Below are 16,873 nucleotides of genomic sequence, written 5' to 3' on the forward strand. Positions count from 1 at the left end.
TTCACTTTTATAATTTTACAGCAAATTTGTAATTTTGTCAAACACTATGCGATAAATGTACTTAAAGCTAAGAAATTGTTTATTTAGATATTAATTCTAATTATTAGTTTTTAACTAGGTTATTTTGCAAACATAAACTTTTCTTGCTTAAACATATAGGCAAGTAATGCCGAAAGACCTACGGCAAGCAAAATATTAATAACTACGGTAAACGTTACGGCAAGATAGTTTGGGGTAAACAAGAAAATGCCGTTCATAGTTTGAACGCTGTTATAAAGCGGTATTAAATATAACCACAAATTTGTTACCGCTCCGTCGCTAAACATAGTTGTAAGTCCTAGTAGCATTGAAAGAATCATAATAGGAGTAACTAGGGCGCTTGCTTGTTTAACGCTATTCGAGTAAGCCGATATTACCGAAATTAAAGCCGTAAGTAAAAGAACGGTTGAAAGAATTACCATAAATAACATTGCATAGTCGCCAAAAACATACTGGCTTGCCCCATCTCCTGCGCCGTGTATCATTTTAGGTAGCGACAAAACCGTGCCTAAAAAGCTTGAAATACCGCTAAGTAGGGCGATTACCGACAAGCTGATTATTTTGCCTACCGCAAGGTGACTTCTCTTTAAGGGGGTAACAAGTAGCGTCGCTATTGTCCCACGCTCTTTTTCCCCTGCGATTGACTCGGGCGCAATGGCCATACAACCGCTAAACAAAAAGCTCATCATAAGCATAGGTAACAGACTTGCAAAAAATTTGCCCGTAGTGTCTTTTTTGGTAGCAAGGTCGGCGGAAGGGTTGCCTTTATTTATATCGAATTTATTAGCTAACATAGCTTCGTAACTGTTAAATATTCCGCTAAACATACTATACGCAGTATATGACTCGGTGCGTGTTGAGTTGTAAAACATATTTATATTGGGGGCTATTGCTTGCGGATTAGTTATATCGTAATCTTTTACAAGATTGTCAAAGTCTTGCGGAAAAACTATAACTAAGTCAAGCGTTTTATTAACAAGTTTCTCTTTGGCTTGTTCAATCGTATATTCGCCTATATCTACGAATTTTATTTTTATTTTGTTAAGCGTTACAATATTAGAAACAGATTCGGGAGTGTTGCAAGAATACACTTGATAAACATAGTCTTTGCTAACTTCAAATTCTCTGTCCATCGCTCCGCCTATTAGAGAATACATTGCGAAAATCAATAATGCGGGTAAAATTAAGGTGGTAAGCACAAGTCTACGGTCGCAAAAGAAACGTGTAAATTCTTTTTTAATAATTACCAATATATTTTTCATTTTATCTCCTTGCTTTGCTTGTATAGGTCGAAAAACAAGCTCTCTAAATCTTGCTCTTTGGTAAGTTCGGCAAGCGTACCGCAACAACACATCTTACCGTCGATAATAATACCTACTTTGTCGCAAATCTTCTCAACAAGACTAAATATATGGGTAGAAAGAATTATGCTCTTGCCTAGTTGCCTTAATTCTAACAAAAAGTCGGTAACTACCTTAGCCGTAAGCACGTCAAGCCCATTAGTAGGTTCGTCAAAAATAATAAAGTCGGGGTTGTGTACTATTGAAATAACCAGCGACACTTTTTGCCTCATGCCCGTTGAAAGCTCGCCAATACGCACTTCGGCAAACTCGTCAATGCCAAACTTAGTAAACAACTCTGTCTTTCGCTGAGCCGTTGTCTCTTTACTCATATTATGAAGTTCGGCAAAAAAGTCAAATAGATAGTTTGGAGTAAAGAAATCTTCAAGTTTGAGGTCGCTTGTTAAAAAACCAATGTTCTCTCTAACTTTCTCGGGGTTTGCAATAACGCTTACTCCGTTTATTGTAGCGTCGCCAGAATCGGCCTTAATTAATGTGGCAAGTATTCTTAGAGTAGTAGTTTTTCCCGCTCCGTTTGGACCGAGCAAACCGAAAATTTCACCTTTATTTGCGCTAAACGATATTCCGCCGACTGCGGTCTTTACTTTAACTTTTGTCTTCTCAATTTTTTGTTGCTTTGACGAAAGCTTAAAAGTCTTGACTAACTCATTAACTACAAGTACTTCTTGTTGCATTATTTTCTCTCCTTAACGCTCAAATATGTTTTAATTATATCATACTTTATTAAATTATTGCAATTAAAAAAACTTACTGTATTAGATTAATAATAATGCTTGACAGTTAGCCAAACAAGTGATAACTTTTTATTGATTGCGTCTATAAACCGCTAGAATAAAAAAGGGGACAATTACTATGCCAAAGAAAATTACACGAAAAACGGCTAGCAAAAACTTACCGATTAATAAAGACGATTGCGAAGTCGCTAGTCAATTAAATACCAGTCCCGCTCAAACCTTGCCACCACAAATGGCTAGTCAAGCAGACCAACCGTCTAGCAACTTCGACGCTACAAATCAAGAAGAAGTTGCGACTGCTAACCAAGTCACAAATTCTACCGCTAGTCAAGAAGAAATTGCGACTGCTAACCCAGCCACAAATTCTACCGCTAGTCAAGAAGAAGTTGCGACTGCTAACCCAGCCACAAATTCTACTGCTAGTCAAGAAGAAGTTGCGACTGCTAACCAAACTTCTCTTTATGAAGAAGCTATAACGCAAGCAAAACATAACGAAAAACCTTCAAACATAGTTATTCACCAAACAATAGTAAAAACCGATACCCCGCAAATCAACGTATACAAAAAAGTCGTAAGTCTAGAAGGGTTTATCTGTCTTGCATTAATCGCAGGCGGAGTAATCGCTTTCGGTTTGATTATGGGCTTTACAAATTCGCTTAACACTATGTTTAATACCGCTTTTCACCTGTTGACAAACACTGTGTGGTATTTGCTCGCTTTGATTGTGCTTATGGGCGCTCTTTCGGGAATACTCAACGAATTTGGCGTAACCTCGATAGCTAACAAAGTTTTTTCTCCGCTTATGCGACCTTTATATGGTATGCCCGGCGCTACAAGCGTAGCTATACTTACTTCTTTCCTTTCGGATAACCCCGCTATTCTCACTCTTGGAAACGACAAAAACTTTGCAAGATACTTTAAAAAATATCAGCTTGCTGCGCTTACAAATATAGGCACAACTTTTGGTATGGGCTTAATTGTAATAGTGGCTATGTCTTCGGTTAAGGGCGAACATTTCTCGCTTGCAATCTTAATTGGGCTACTTGCGGTAGTACTAGCTAGTATTGTAACAACTCGCTTAATGTTATTTAAGACCAAACGAGTCTTTGGAAAAGACCAACCCGCAGTAGAAGAAGATACTTCGGCTACCGTAGACTTACTTAAATATCGTGAAGTTCGTCAAGGTAGCGTAATGTCTAGGCTTTTTTCGGCTATGCTTGACGGAGGCGAAAGCGGAGTAAAAATTGGGCTAGGTATTATACCCGGCGTATTAATAATCGCTACCCTTGTGCTTATGCTTACAAATGGCTGTCCTGAGGGCGGTTATAGTGGCGCATACGGCGAAGGGATAGGCTTTATAACAAAGGTAGGGCAGTTTCTAATGCCCGTCCTAAACCCTCTCTTTGGCTTCAATTCGCCCGAAGCAATAGCTGTTCCCCTAACTTCTCTCGGCTCTGCCGGCGCTGCGGTAAGCCTTGTTCCCGAACTTGCTAAGTCGGGAATGCTTACGCCAAATAATATTGCCGTATTTACCTCTATGAGTATGTTTTGGAGCGGTTATCTCTCAACTCACGTATCTATGATGGATACCTTACATTTTAGAAATCTCGTAGGTTGGTCGATTGCTTTCCACACTATCGGCGGACTGCTTGCAGGAATACTTGCAAATTGGCTATTTAACTTAGTAGCGTTATTTTTATAAATTAGTAGCGTATAGACTTGTAACCGCTAGGAACAAATTTATTAATTATTAAAGAGAATTAATTTGACCTAAACTAATAAAGGTTGTGAGGACTAATCGATTTAAATATTACAAACTAAAATAAAACTACCATTAACATAAGACAAAACTAAATTTATAAAGTAAACTATTATTTAAAAAATATATTATATTTACAATATTTAAGGGAGAACAAAAAATTGTTCTCCCTTAAACTTATCTTGATTATTTAGTAAAATTTATATTAGGTTTAACTTTTCGGCTTCTTCGGTTAGCCAATCTCTAAATCCCGGATGAGCGATTGAAATAAGCTTTAAGGCTCTTTCTTTCATTGAACAACCTCTAAGATTGACAATACCGTATTCGGTAGCTATATATTGCACGTCGTTACGTTGAAGACTTACGGTAGCGCCTCTTTTTAGTTGAGGCACAATCTTGCTAATCATTTTAACGTTGCCACTTTCTAGAACATTTGCCGTAGACCCTAGCACAATAAATGATTTGCCGTTTTTGGCTCTTTGAGCGCCTATCGCCGTATCGGCTTGACCGCCAGTACCGCTATATTGACGGCTACCCAACGACTCGCTACAACATTGTCCGGTTAAATCGACTTCTAGCGTTGTATTGACTGACACTTGATTGTCGTTTTGTTGAAGTACGGCAACGTCGTTAGTGTAGCTACTGTCAAATACAATTACGTCTTTGTTGTCGTTTACAAAGTCAAACGCTTTTTGCGTGCCGTCTACTATCGAAGTGACAATCTTGCCCTTATAAAGAGTTTTGCGCGCATTTGTAACTACGCCAGCCTCTACAAGGTCAATTAATCCGTCGCCTAATAGCTCAGTATGTATGCCCAAATCTTTCTTATCTTTAAGACATTGCATAAGAGCGTCGGGAATACCGCCGATACCTACTTGCAAGCAGTCGCCGTCGTCGATATATTCGGCTACAAGGTTGCCTATTTCTCTATCTCGGTCGCTTACTTTTCCAAGTATAACCGGATTAAGAGGAATATTCTCCTCCGTAACATAGTCAACGTCATTTAAAGAAAACTCGGTGTCGCCGTAAGTATAAGGCATATTCTCGTTGATTTCTGCAATAATAATTCTACTTTTTTGTCTTAGCTCCTTAGCAAGCCCACCACTTAGACCTGAGGAAACCATTCCGTTTGGTTTGGGCAAAGAACAAGTAGTAACAAATATATCGGGTACTCTTTGCGCCGAAACGGTAGCGCCTAGCTTAGATAGATGTGTGGGAACATAAGAAATATTTTTAAATTCTGCATTTCTTAATGGTTTAGTTATAAAAGTATCGTGGATTGTGCAGAACGTTATGTTACGCATTTCTAGCATAGGAAAACCTTGCGGTAATCTACAAGTCCACAGTTCGACGTTGTTAACCTTGTCTTCTAATGTGTGGAACTTAGATAGAAATCCTCTCGGCGCTCCCTGCCCCTCGCCAACGGCTACTTTGTAACCGCTCTTTACTAGGGCTAGCGCCTGCTCGGTTGTGATAAGTTTGTTGGTATAATCCATAATCTACTTAGCCTCGTATCCAGCGTTAAATATCGCTATCACGCTATCTTTTTTACTCCCAAATTTGTTAGAAAGCATCTTTATTACAGTTTCTTTGTCAAGAATATTAGTAGCCTTAATAAAAGCGCCTAACATTACTATATTAGCCGAACGGTCATTGCCAAGTTTGTGAGAAATCTCAGTTGCGTCAACATAAATAGCCGAAATATCTTTTCTTTGTACCTTTACGTCGATTAAACTGCTGTTGACTATCATCATACCGCCGGGTACGATAGCATTCTCAAATTTGTCAAGGCTAGGTCTATTCATAGCGATAACGCAATCTGGGGTATTTACAAGGGGAGAAGCAACTTCGTCGTCGGCAATTACCAACGAACAGTTTGCCGTACCGCCTCTCATTTCTGGACCATAGCTAGGTAGCCAAGTCGATTCAAGTCCCTTATCGATTGCCGAATAGATGATAAATTTGCCTAGCGATAATACGCCTTGTCCGCCAAAGCCCGAACAAACAATTCTATATTCCATTATTTGTTACCTCCTATGTCTTTATATACGCCTAGTGGATATTCTTTTGTTACTTCGTTTTTCATAAATTCAAGCGAATCGCTTGGACTCATATTCCAGTTTGTAGGACAACTTGATAGTAGTTCGACAAGAGAGAAACCTTTGCCTTCCATTTGATAAGTAAACGCTTTCTTAATTGCTCGTTTAGCCTTAATAACGTTTGCATAATCGCTTAGCATAGCTCTTTCAAGATAAACTGGCCCGTCCTGAGTTGCCAGCATTTCGCAAACTTTGATAGGATTGCCACAACGGCTTGCTTCTCTACCAAAGGGGCTGGTAGTTGTCTTTTGACCTATTAATGTTGTGGGCGCCATCTGTCCGCCTGTCATACCATAAATAGAGTTGTTGATAAATATTACGGTAATATTCTCATTTCTTAAAGCTGCGTGAACTATTTCGGCTAGACCAATACTAGCTAGGTCGCCGTCGCCTTGATAAGCGAATACTACTTTACTAGGGTGAACTCTCTTAATACCAGTAGCAACTGCCGGAGCACGACCGTGAGCCGCTTCCTGCATATCGCAGTTGAAGAATTTATATGCAAATACAGCGCAACCAACAGGGGCAACGCCTATTACATTCTTTTCAAGTTTAAGTTCTTCTAGTACTTCGGCGATAAGTTTGTGGGCAATACCGTGCGTACAACCCGGACAAAAGCTAAGCGGGGTATCGGTTAGCATTGAAGATTTTTTATAAGTCGCCATTATTTGCCTACCTCCTCTACAAATTTAACAATCTCTTCGGGCGTCATAACCGCTCCGCCCATTCTGCCGTAAAACTCAACGGGTAATCTGCCGTTTACCGATAACCTAACGTCTTCTACAAATTGACCGCTAGATAATTCAACCGTGATAAGGCGTTTGATAATACCCTTGTCGAGATACTTTTGATAAATTTTTGTGGGGAAAGGAAATAAAGTCTTAGGTCTAATTAAGCCGATTTTTACGCCCTTATTGCGTAAATTCTTAACGGTTGACTTGCAAATTCTGCCTACTGTGCCATAAGCGGTAAGTAGTATCTCTGCGTCCTCGCACATAAATTCTTCGCATTGAACTTCGTTATCTTCTACTTGCTTGTAGATAGCTTGAAGCATCTTGTTGTGAGCTTCGTTATCTTCTACTTCAATATGTAGACTGTTGACTATTCTTCTGTCCTTGCCAGAGTGAGTGCCTGTTGTCGCATAATCTTTGGTTTCGGGGTCGGGCATTTCTTTCATAGGGGGAAATTCTACCGGCTCCATAATTTGCCCTAGCATACCATCGCCTAGTATAAATACCGGCATACGATATTGGTCTGCCTTGTCAAACGCAACATACATCATATCAACGGCTTCTTGTACGGTTGAAGGAGCGTAAACAATCATTTTATAGTCGCCGTGTCCGCCACCCTTAACGGCTTGGAAATAGTCGGCTTGCGAAGGAGTAATACCGCCTAGACCCGGACCAGAACGTTGCATATTAACTATTACACAAGGTAGTTGAGCACAAGCTATGTAAGATATACCTTCTTGCTTTAAGCTAATTCCCGGAGAAGAACTGCTTGTCATTGCTCTTGCGCCAGCAGCTGCTGCGCCGTAAACCATATTTATTGCGGCAATTTCGCTTTCGCTTTGTATAAAGCAACCGCCAACTTCAAACATTCTCTTTGAGAGATATTCGGGTATTTCGGTTTGGGGGGTAATAGGGTATCCAAAGAAGAATCTGCAACCGCCACGAATTGCGGCTTCGCCGATAGCTTCGTTGCCTTTAATTAATTGTTTAGCCATTCTGCACCTCCACTGCGCTATCCGGACACATATAAGCGCAAGCACAGCAACCTATACATTGTTCGGGATTTGCAACTTGGGCTACAAAGTAACCCGCTCTGTTGCTTTTTTCTCCAATAGCAAGAACTTTTTTAGGGCAGGCTTTAACGCACAGTCCACAGCCCTTGCATACTTCAAAACTGATTTTTACTTGCATTTGATTTACCTCTTTATATATTATTTTACGATTGTTAGCCAGTTGAATTTGTCGGGTGTCTTTCTTGTTCTAATGTCGTCAAGTTTGTAATAAGCAAGTTTGCTAATCTCTCCCACTTTGCCGTCGTTAATGCGGTAGTCTACGCCCTTATAAGCAAGTACGCTTACCGGCGACACAACTGCGGCTGTGCCTACGCCAAACATCTCGGTAAATTTGCCAGCCTTGTGAGCTGTGATTAATTCTTCAACTGAAATTCTTCTTTCTTCTACTTCTATGCCTTCGTTTCTAAGTATCTTCAAAACCGAATCTCTGGTTATTCCTCTTAAAATACTGCCGTTTAAAGCAGGGGTGATAACTTTGCCGTCGACTACAAATATTACGTTCATAGCGCCGACTTCTTCAATATATTTATGCTCGGCAGCGTCAAGCCATAATACTTCGTCGTAACCGTCCTTCTTTGCCTTGTCTACTGCAAGTAAAGAAGTAGCGTAGTTACCCATACATTTAGCTTCACCTGTCCCGCCGATTGCGGCTCTTACATAGTGGTCTTCAATTCTTATTGTAGAAGGGCAATCAATGCCGTGTAGATATGCGCCAACCGGACTAAGAATAACAAAGAATTTGTATTGTAGTCCCGGTCTTACGCCTACGCCTACGTCGGTAGCTACCATAGTAGGTCTAATATAGAGCGAACAACCATCGGCTACGGGTATCCAATCTTTTTCAAGTTTGATTAATTCGATTAAGGCTTGTTTAACTAATTCGACATCGAGTCTAGGCATACACATTCTGTCTGCGCTTAGATTCATTCTTGCCAAGTTGTCGTCAATACGGAAAAGAGTAATCTCTCCTTGATTGTTCTTAAATGCTTTACAACCCTCAAATATTCCTTGACCATAGTGCAAACATAGCGTTGCCGGCGACATTGTTAAGTCGTGGTAAGGACAAATAAGCGGAGCGCTCCACTTGCCTTGATCGTAGTCCATCTCTAACATATAATCTGTAAATACGCTACCGAATTTAAGATTAGTGTTCTTTGGTTTCTCTTTAAGCTTGCTTGCTTTAATAAATTCCATATTAGCCTCCCAAAATTTATATTGTCAACATTTGTTGAATTACCTAAAAAAAGACTTCCTTTAAAGGATAGCCTTACGATTACTTGAAAAAGACTTCCTTTAAAGGATAGCCTATATAAATTACTGTGTTTAGCCCGAGTAAAACACTATTGCACATAATTATTGATAATAGTTCCATACGCTATTATAATAACGCAGTCGACTAAAAAAGTCAATACCCTATTTGACAAAATTAGTTAAAAGTTAAGTGAAGTTTAAACTTTTTAAGTATTTAAAACTTACATTGATTGGCAAAATTTTAACTCAAAGCATTTTATTTGTTAACTTCTATTTATTGCTATTTTTGTTGACTTTTGAAGTTTTTGCGTCAATCTTTTTGTTCTAAATAGAGGGTTTAAATCTTTAACCGTTGCTTCGTAAAAGGTGTTACAAAGCGTAAAATTTCTTCAAAAACAAGCCTGTTCTTTTCAAAAACGCTTAAAAAAACAAATTATCTATGTAATCGGTTTGGTTGTATTAAATTTGCTAATAAAAAAGCTCCTTAGCAATAGTATGTAAGGAGCTAGATTAAATTAGTATTGTCAAAAATTATTGTTCGGTCTTGTATTTGTCGCTAAGATATTCCATAATTGACCTTGCCGCCGTACGCCCTGCGCTCATTGCGGTAATTACGGTAGCCGAACCATTTACTACGTCACCGCCTGCAAAAACGCCTTCTACATTTGTTCGACACTTCTCGTCGGCTACGATTGTGCCTTTTGGGCTAAATTGTAGGTCTTGTATGGCTTGCTTAATTACTTGGTCGGGCGAAGCGCCTAACGCCATAATTATACAGTCTGCCGAAATTGTGTAATTTGAGTCTTTGATAGGGATAGCTTTGGGTCTGCCCGAGCCGTCAAGTTCGCCTAGCTCCATTTTTACGCATTCTATCCCGATAGCGTAACCGTTATCGCCTATTATTCTAATTGGATTAGTAAGAAATTTAAAGTCGATTCCTTCGTCAACGGCGTCTTCAATCTCCTCTTTGCAAGCCGGCATTTCTTTTTCCGAACGACGATAAATACAATAAACCTTGCTTGCCCCTTGTCTAAGAGCGCATCTTGCTGCGTCCATTGCGGTATTGCCACCGCCAACTACGGCTACTACACGGTTTGCGTCTATATGATTGTCCGAAATGTCTAAAAAATTAATTCTTGCAAGATATTCGCTAGCTGTAAATACGCCTTCTAGCTGTTCGCCCTCTACCCCCATTTGATAGGGTTTTGTAGCGCCGATTGCTATAAAGAAAGCGTCATATCCAAGCATTCTAAGATTTTCCAGCGACTGAGCATTCTCAATAGGCGAATTAGTCTTAATCTCCACGCCTAGTTCGGCAAGTTCCTCTAACTGTTTATCTACGACTTCACGAGGAAGCCTAAACTTAGGTATGCCATAAACTAACATTCCGCCTGCGTGAGCGTTCTTTTCAAAAATAGTTACGTGGTAACCATTTTGAGCTAGCTCGCTAGCGCAAGTAAGCCCTGCTGGACCGCTACCTATTACTGCAATCTTGGTGTTAATAGCGTTTGACCAGCTGACCTTTACGGGTTGAGCTATTTGCAATTTATTGACGTGATAATCTGCGATAAATCTTTCAAGACTGCCTATTGCGATAGATTGTCCCTTAATCCCTTGTATACAGTTGCCCTCGCATTGATGCTCGTGCGGACAAACTCTACCGCACACCGAGGGCAAACTGTTAGTCAAGGAAATTACATCATAGGCTAAGTCAAGTTTATCTTCTTTTAAACAACTTATAAATAAAGGTATGTTTGTGTGCACAGGGCACCCCGTAACACAGCGTGGTTTTTTGCAATTAAGACACCTCGTCGCCTCGGCGACGGCCTCTGCCTTGCTATAACCCATAATTACTTCGGAAAAGTTGCTTATGCGCTGATTAGGTTGTTGGTGCGTTAAAGGCACTCGGTTACTCACTACTTATCTCCTTATTTAAGCAATTTAGCAAGTCTTGATGCTATTTCTTTAATAAAGACTTGGGAATTTACTAGTTTAGGCGCAATACCTTCGGCAAGACCAACTAGGTCTTTGGTCATTATGCCTTCTTCTAATGTTTGAATTGTAGCTTGTTCAAGTTTGTCGCCATAAGCGATTAATTCGGGTAGATTGTCTTTCTCGCCCCTCTTTTTGAAAGCTCCGCTCCAAGCAAAAATTGTAGCTACTGGGTTAGTAGAAGTTTCTTCGCCCTTTAAGAATTTATAATAGTGCTTTGTTACCGTGCCGTGAGCCGCTTCGTACTCAAAGTTGCCATCAGGCGAAACAAGTACGCTTGTCATCATAGCAAGAGAACCAAAAGCTGTCGAAACCATATCGCTCATTACGTCGCCGTCATAGTTCTTACAAGCCCAAATAAATCCGCCGTCGCTACGAATAACTCTGGCTACTGCGTCGTCAATTAAGGTATAGAAATATTCTAATCCTAATTTTTCAAATTCTGTCTTATAGGTCGATTCGTAGATATCTTCAAAAATCTTTTTAAAAGCGCCGTCATATTTCTTGCTGATTGTTTCTTTGGTTGCAAACCACAAATCTTGTTTGCTTTCGATTGCAAATTTGAAACAAGAGTGAGCAAAAGAGATAATTGAACTATCTTTATTGTGCATACCTTGTAGCACGCCTGCGCCCTTTAATTTAGCAACTTCAACTTCGGTAACTTTACCGCTATCGCCAACAAATCTAAGGGTGGCAACTCCGCCTTCTTCTGTTCTAATTTCCGAAGCCTTGTATACGTCGCCGTAAGCGTGTCTTGCTATTGTGATAGGTTTTTTCCAGGTTTTTACTACGGGTTTAACACAGTTAATTGTAATTGGAGCACGGAAAACTGTGCCGTCAAGTATTGAACGGATAGTGCCGTTTGGGCTCTTCCACATTTCTTTAAGATTGTATTCCGACATTCTTGCAACGTTAGGAGTAATTGTGGCGCATTTAACCGCAACGCCATACTTCTTTGTTGCATTTGCAGAATCTACCGTAACTTGGTCGTTTGTGCGATCTCTTTCTTGTAAGCCTAAGTCGTAATAATCAACTTTAAGGTCTACAAAGGGAAGGATTAACTCATCTTTAATCATCTTCCACAAAATTCTGGTCATTTCGTCCCCGTCCATTTCAACTAAGGGTGTGGTCATTTTGATTTTCATAAATATCTCCTATTTTTTTGCGTTGATAGCTGCATAATAGTTCATTAGGCAACCTTCTAGCAATATTGTTTTTTCGTCTTGGGTTAAATTTGCAACGTGAAGCATAATATCTTTGGCTATTCCGTTTGTAATAACCTTAGCTGGAATATTAGCGTTACCTTGTTCAATCGCTTGCCTTACGTTGGGAACGTAAATATAATCGCCTACATTGTACTCAAATGGAACATCTTTGTCAATGGTAAAAGGCACAATGCCCCAGTTAATACAGTTGCTTCTATATCTCTTGGTAGCGTATTCGTAACAAATATTAGCGTCGCCGCCGAGAACTTTTTGCGAGCTTGCGGCTTGTTCTCTTGCCGAACCGTCGCCGGGCTTATTGGCAAATATACAAGAACCATAAGAAGTAGCCTTAACTAATTCGTCGGCGTTACCAACGGTATTTAAAGCGTTAATTATGCTTTGGTCGACATTGCCGGCTCGTCTTGCCCTGTCGGCGTCTTGAACCTTCTTGCTACGAGCTACGTATTGAGGTTCTCTTCTGCCTAACGCAAAAGTTGCAAGTTTAAGAGGATTAGAGCGGTAAGAACTTGTTTCGCCCGAAGGAATAAGCTCGTCTGTTGTTGTAACGGGGTCGTGTATTACAGCTACAAGGTTGAGCAACATATTTTGCGATAACGCATACATTTTAGGCCAGTCGGTAATATTTGGTCCAAGTTTAAGTTCGACAGAATTATCTGCCTTCTTGTAACCATTATAAACTCTCTTTGCATAGATACTGCCGTCAAAGTGATATTTCTTCTTAGGTTGAGCGTAATCAATGTCGGTAGCGGCGGTTAAAATGCCACCGTTTGCAGCGGTTGCTGCAATACTTCTTGCATCCATTAAAGCAACCGAACTAATCTGTCCGTTTGCGGGAATACTGCCTTCTCTATTTGGGAAGTTTCTTGTAGTGTGTCTAATTGAAAGAGCATTGTTTGCGGGAACGTCGCCTGCGCCAAAACAAGGACCGCAGAACGAGGGTTTAATCACTGCGCCGGCTTCTAATAAAGTTTGCGCTGTGCCGTCCTTAGTGATTGCAACTGCAACCGGCATAGAAGCTGGATAAATTGACAAACTGAAATAATCGTTGCCTGTTGAAGCATTTTTAAGGATACTTGCAGATTCGGTTAAGTTATCATATAGTCCGCCTGCGCAACCTGCGATAATGCCTTGGTCAACTACTACTTTGCCATCTACAATCTTGTCGCATAGGTTATATTGGACTTTGTCGCCAAATTTCTTTTTTGTACTTTGGTCAAGTTCGGCAAACAATTCGGCTGCGTGTTCTTGCACATAGTGAATTGTATAAGCGTTTGAAGGGTGGAAAGGTAGAGCTATCATACATTCTTCGGTAGATAGGTCAATCTTAATTACCGAGTCGTAGTAGCAAATATCGCCTTGTTTAAGTTCGGCGTAGTCTTCTTTCTTGCCGTGCTCAATGTAATAGTCTTTAACAACGTTATCGGTTACCCAAATCGAAGATAAGCAAGTTGTTTCGGTTGTCATAACGTCAATGCCATTTCTAAAATCAATAGGAAGTTTAGCTACTCCCGGTCCTGCAAATTCTAACACCTTGTTATTTACAAAACCATTCTCAAATACGGCTTTAACAAGAGAAATTGCAATATCGTGAGGTCCAACGCCCTTCTTAACCTCGCCTTCAAGCCATACTAACACAACTTGGGGAGCGTCAACGTCATAAGTATTTTTAAGTAATTGTTTAACAAGTTCCGGACCGCCTTCGCCTATGCCCATTGTGCCTAATGCGCCGTAACGGGTGTGGCTGTCGCTACCTAGTATCATACTACCGCATTTAACCATAGCTTCTCTTGCATATTGGTGAATAACCGATTGGTTAGCAGGCACATAGATACCACCGTACTTTTTAGCCGCCGACAGACCAAATACGTGGTCGTCTTCGTTAATAGTTCCGCCTACCGAACACAATGAGTTGTGGCAGTTGGTCATAGCGTAGGGCATTGGAAATTCGGTTAGTCCGCTTGCACGAGCAGTTTGGATAATACCTACATAGGTAATATCGTGGGACATTAAACAGTCAAAAACGATATTTAACTTGTTGCTTAGCCCGGACATATTGTGCTTGCGAAGAATTTGATACGCTAAGGTATTCTCCCTCGCCTCTTGCGGAGTGGGTAAGCCCTCTCCTTCTTCAATAAGGGTTTTACCATTTTTTAAGTATGCGCCCTTTTCTAACAGTTGAATCACAGTGTAATTCCTCCTAAATATAATACAAAATATTGTTTTTATATATCAAGCTTATAGCTTGTTATTCTTATACTTTAATTTATCTTGTCTAATAAAGGTAATATTCTATCTAACTTTTAAAGCGTAATAAATTTATATTCCTTTAACTTGTAACAAAGTAAGGTTAAACTTAACATATCTGCGCTACCGCCTCCGCTGATGTTAGCTTTAATAAATTCTTGGTCAAGCTTTGTTACCTTTGCTAAGTCAAAGTCTTTGAGCGCTTGACTAGCTATTACCCTGACTTGGCTTGCTACTACGTCGCCTACCCTATAACAAATGTTTGTGTCTGTAAGTTGCGACATAGCGTAAAGCAGAACTTTAATTTTACCGACATTGTTTACTTCGCCTAAAATTGCAAGGGAATTGGTTAAATAGTCAAAATAGCCCTCTTTTGCTTGCTCAAAAGCTCCGCTAACTTTGTATTTATCTTTTACTACTTGCCCGTGCGAATTAGCCTTAGTGGCAAGTTTGCTCAGTTGGTCGACTAACTTCTTTATAGTGTCGCAAACATTACTAAGAGTGTTGCTAATACCGTTTGCCCTGTTATAACTAACCGAACAAACAAGTAACCCTAGACAAAATATTGCGCCCTTATGAGTGTTTATGCCCAAAGTTGCGTCAAGCATAGTTTGTTCAATCTCAATTCCGCAAGTTTTTGCTCGCTTGGCAACTTCGACAAGGTCGGCGGAATTAGATATAACCACATATTTAGCAAACTCTTTGCTAATCGCCTTAATGCTAGATACAAAAGTATCGTAATTCATATCGGCGTGCGCTCCCGAATTAGCTCGGTCAACTAAACCGGGCTTAGGGGTAGTGTCAAGTTCTTCTTGCAAAGCCCAAAAAACGGCGTCTACTACGCTACAAGAAAAATTATCTTGCATAGTCTGCGTCGTGTGAAACAAGAAAGTCATAGGTTGACTGCGGAACTAATTGCTTGATTGTTTCAAAATCGTTTTTGGCGAATAACTCTCTTACGTAACTTGCGCTAATTGGCTTGTCGTTTAATTTAAGCCGTTCTATAACCTTACACTCAATGTTGTGTTTAGCTAACACTTCTTGCATAATCTCATTGTAACTACACAAAAAAATTTCTCGCTCGCTACCCACGAAACGCTTGGTAATATTTAAAGCGGGCGCTATATGTTTACAAAATATATCTAAATCTAGTTGCATTTGGTTACGGGCAACTATCAAATTGTCTTTAAGAAAGTACGAGGGGAAAGTAGCTGCGGAAATAATATATTCGCTACCTTGGTGTACTATTACGTTAGGCAAGTGACTTATTCCTTGTCTAACAAGCCTAAGTCTGTCGTCAAATCTAAACTTGCTTAAATCTTCGCTAACTACAAAGACGTGTAGAAAATCTACAAGTTTGCTTGCTTGTTCGATTAAATATAAGTGACCGTTAGTAAAAGGATTGCAGTTTACTACCACAGCTCCGCTTACGCCGTTTTTACTATACGGACGCAAACTCTGGGCGTAATCGTCTATTCCATAGTGATTACTTTCAAGCAGTATTGCCTGCGAAGAACTCCCTACAACGTAAAAAGCAAGACTAGTAAACACTTGTTTGTACATAGGTTTTGTAAATACAAAAATGTTGCCGTAGCCTTGTAGTTTAATTTTTTGTCTTAGACAAGATACTAACTTGTTTGTCAAAGATTGCTCTCTAAGCTCTTGGTCAATGGCTACGCATTTTATAACATTTTTGTATGTTCCGCCTCCGCCGACTAACCTTTCGCCATCAAAAAGCCCCACGTAACAGTCTAATGTTTCGGGGCTTAAATCGTTAGCTATGAGGAAAGACTGTACCTTATTTAAGGTACGTTTTGCACTTATGGGCATATCTCTTAACTCATAATTGTCAAACACTGGCTTTCCTTTTTATTTATATGCTGATATAATATTTTCTATTTGTTGATTAAGTTGGCTAATGCTGTGAACTTTTGCCCTTGCGCACTCGCAAGCGGGATTGTCGCATAGCAAACATTTGCGTTTAGCGTAACCTATACTTTCCCTTGACAAAGGAATAAAGTTTTTACCGATTACGTCAATATCAAATAGCCTGCCTAATTTGTGATTTTCTTCTATTGCGGTAGTAAGTTTCTTAACGGCAACTTCCTCTAAATCGACTACAAACAAGGACTGAAACCCTGTTGGGTCGTCGTCGACTTGTTTAAAAACAATTAGGTCTTTAAAAGTTTGCTCTATTGTTTCTACGCCAACTTGCCCTACAAAAGTCGAATTGCTTGATTGCTTATTACTTCCAACGGCAAGGACGGTAAACGATATTACCGTCTTGCCATATTTTTGAATTAATTGTCGTTGCAAGCTTTGCCTTGCGTCTTTGCTGGCTAGTATTTGTTGTAAACTGACCAA

General features: G+C 39.9%; 15 protein-coding genes. 1 reads left to right on the forward strand and 14 read right to left on the reverse strand.

Annotated features, from left to right (window positions below; translation table 11 throughout):
- Positions 1 to 119 precede the first annotated feature (119 nt).
- Both RR062_02740 and RR062_02745 read right to left on the reverse strand, forming a co-directional pair.
- Positions 120 to 1,301, reverse strand: coding sequence for an ABC transporter permease subunit (locus RR062_02740; protein MEG2026627.1), 1,182 nt, complete (start codon positions 1,299 to 1,301; stop codon positions 120 to 122).
- Positions 1,298 to 2,074: an ABC transporter ATP-binding protein gene (locus RR062_02745; GenBank protein ID MEG2026628.1), complete on the reverse strand. Its 777-nt coding sequence runs from the start codon at positions 2,072 to 2,074 to the stop codon at positions 1,298 to 1,300. Before RR062_02745 ends, RR062_02740 begins: the two co-directional genes overlap by 4 nt.
- A 178-nt stretch (positions 2,075 to 2,252) precedes the next feature.
- Here RR062_02745 and RR062_02750 point away from each other — a divergent pair, with 178 nt between their 5' ends.
- Positions 2,253 to 3,836: a nucleoside recognition domain-containing protein gene (locus RR062_02750; protein ID MEG2026629.1), complete on the forward strand. Its 1,584-nt coding sequence runs from the start codon at positions 2,253 to 2,255 to the stop codon at positions 3,834 to 3,836.
- 257 nt (positions 3,837 to 4,093) lie between these two features.
- Here the strand turns inward: RR062_02750 and RR062_02755 are convergent, their stop codons facing one another.
- The 12 genes from RR062_02755 to citX form a co-directional block, all read right to left on the reverse strand.
- On the reverse strand, positions 4,094 to 5,389 hold the full coding sequence (locus RR062_02755) for an acetyl-CoA hydrolase/transferase C-terminal domain-containing protein (GenBank protein MEG2026630.1): 1,296 nt from the start codon (positions 5,387 to 5,389) through the stop codon (positions 4,094 to 4,096).
- Between the two features lie 3 nt (positions 5,390 to 5,392).
- Positions 5,393 to 5,914: a 2-oxoacid:acceptor oxidoreductase family protein gene (locus RR062_02760; GenBank protein ID MEG2026631.1), complete on the reverse strand. Its 522-nt coding sequence runs from the start codon at positions 5,912 to 5,914 to the stop codon at positions 5,393 to 5,395.
- Positions 5,914 to 6,660, reverse strand: coding sequence for a thiamine pyrophosphate-dependent enzyme (locus tag RR062_02765; GenBank protein ID MEG2026632.1), 747 nt, complete (start codon positions 6,658 to 6,660; stop codon positions 5,914 to 5,916). The genes RR062_02760 and RR062_02765 overlap by 1 nt, the downstream gene beginning before the upstream one ends.
- Positions 6,657 to 7,718 (reverse strand): 3-methyl-2-oxobutanoate dehydrogenase subunit VorB, encoded by a 1,062-nt coding sequence (locus tag RR062_02770; GenBank protein MEG2026633.1) that lies wholly within the window; start codon positions 7,716 to 7,718, stop codon positions 6,657 to 6,659. The genes RR062_02765 and RR062_02770 overlap by 4 nt, the downstream gene beginning before the upstream one ends.
- Positions 7,711 to 7,914 (reverse strand): 4Fe-4S binding protein, encoded by a 204-nt coding sequence (locus RR062_02775; GenBank protein MEG2026634.1) that lies wholly within the window; start codon positions 7,912 to 7,914, stop codon positions 7,711 to 7,713. The genes RR062_02770 and RR062_02775 overlap by 8 nt, the downstream gene beginning before the upstream one ends.
- 20 nt (positions 7,915 to 7,934) lie before the next feature.
- Positions 7,935 to 8,990, reverse strand: a complete 1,056-nt coding sequence (locus RR062_02780) for a branched-chain amino acid aminotransferase (protein ID MEG2026635.1) — start codon at positions 8,988 to 8,990, stop codon at positions 7,935 to 7,937.
- Between the two features lie 588 nt (positions 8,991 to 9,578).
- Positions 9,579 to 10,964: an NADPH-dependent glutamate synthase gene (gene gltA / locus RR062_02785; GenBank protein ID MEG2026636.1), complete on the reverse strand. Its 1,386-nt coding sequence runs from the start codon at positions 10,962 to 10,964 to the stop codon at positions 9,579 to 9,581.
- Between the two features lie 11 nt (positions 10,965 to 10,975).
- A complete protein-coding gene (locus RR062_02790; protein MEG2026637.1) occupies positions 10,976 to 12,184 on the reverse strand; it encodes an NADP-dependent isocitrate dehydrogenase in 1,209 nt (402 codons plus the stop codon).
- Between the two features lie 9 nt (positions 12,185 to 12,193).
- A complete protein-coding gene (locus RR062_02795) occupies positions 12,194 to 14,449 on the reverse strand; it encodes a hydratase (GenBank protein MEG2026638.1) in 2,256 nt (751 codons plus the stop codon).
- A gap of 116 nt (positions 14,450 to 14,565) precedes the next feature.
- Complete coding sequence (locus tag RR062_02800; GenBank protein ID MEG2026639.1) at positions 14,566 to 15,375, reverse strand: triphosphoribosyl-dephospho-CoA synthase; 810 nt, start codon at positions 15,373 to 15,375, stop codon at positions 14,566 to 14,568.
- A complete protein-coding gene (gene citC / locus RR062_02805) occupies positions 15,365 to 16,339 on the reverse strand; it encodes a [citrate (pro-3S)-lyase] ligase (protein ID MEG2026640.1) in 975 nt (324 codons plus the stop codon). Before citC ends, RR062_02800 begins: the two co-directional genes overlap by 11 nt.
- A 39-nt stretch (positions 16,340 to 16,378) precedes the next feature.
- Positions 16,379 to 16,873: a citrate lyase holo-[acyl-carrier protein] synthase gene (gene citX / locus RR062_02810; GenBank protein MEG2026641.1), complete on the reverse strand. Its 495-nt coding sequence runs from the start codon at positions 16,871 to 16,873 to the stop codon at positions 16,379 to 16,381.

This window comes from Clostridia bacterium (assembly GCA_036654455.1).
Classification (GTDB): Bacteria; Bacillota; Clostridia; order Christensenellales; family CAG-314; genus JAVVRZ01.

What these genes read in the sequence shown, in the direction of transcription:
- RR062_02760 (MEG2026631.1), bottom strand. Translation starts at nt 5,914, where the DNA reads ATGGAATATAGAATTGTTTGTTCGGGCTTTGGCGGACAAGGCGTATTA.
- RR062_02800 (MEG2026639.1), bottom strand. Translation starts at nt 15,375, where the DNA reads ATGCAAGATAATTTTTCTTGTAGCGTAGTAGACGCCGTTTTTTGGGCT.
- RR062_02750 (MEG2026629.1), top strand. Translation starts at nt 2,253, where the DNA reads ATGCCAAAGAAAATTACACGAAAAACGGCTAGCAAAAACTTACCGATT.
- RR062_02745 (MEG2026628.1), bottom strand. Translation starts at nt 2,074, where the DNA reads ATGCAACAAGAAGTACTTGTAGTTAATGAGTTAGTCAAGACTTTTAAG.
- RR062_02780 (MEG2026635.1), bottom strand. Translation starts at nt 8,990, where the DNA reads ATGGAATTTATTAAAGCAAGCAAGCTTAAAGAGAAACCAAAGAACACT.
- RR062_02755 (MEG2026630.1), bottom strand. Translation starts at nt 5,389, where the DNA reads ATGGATTATACCAACAAACTTATCACAACCGAGCAGGCGCTAGCCCTA.
- RR062_02790 (MEG2026637.1), bottom strand. Translation starts at nt 12,184, where the DNA reads ATGAAAATCAAAATGACCACACCCTTAGTTGAAATGGACGGGGACGAA.
- RR062_02775 (MEG2026634.1), bottom strand. Translation starts at nt 7,914, where the DNA reads ATGCAAGTAAAAATCAGTTTTGAAGTATGCAAGGGCTGTGGACTGTGC.
- RR062_02770 (MEG2026633.1), bottom strand. Translation starts at nt 7,718, where the DNA reads ATGGCTAAACAATTAATTAAAGGCAACGAAGCTATCGGCGAAGCCGCA.
- citC (MEG2026640.1), bottom strand. Translation starts at nt 16,339, where the DNA reads ATGCCCATAAGTGCAAAACGTACCTTAAATAAGGTACAGTCTTTCCTC.
- RR062_02740 (MEG2026627.1), bottom strand. Translation starts at nt 1,301, where the DNA reads ATGAAAAATATATTGGTAATTATTAAAAAAGAATTTACACGTTTCTTT.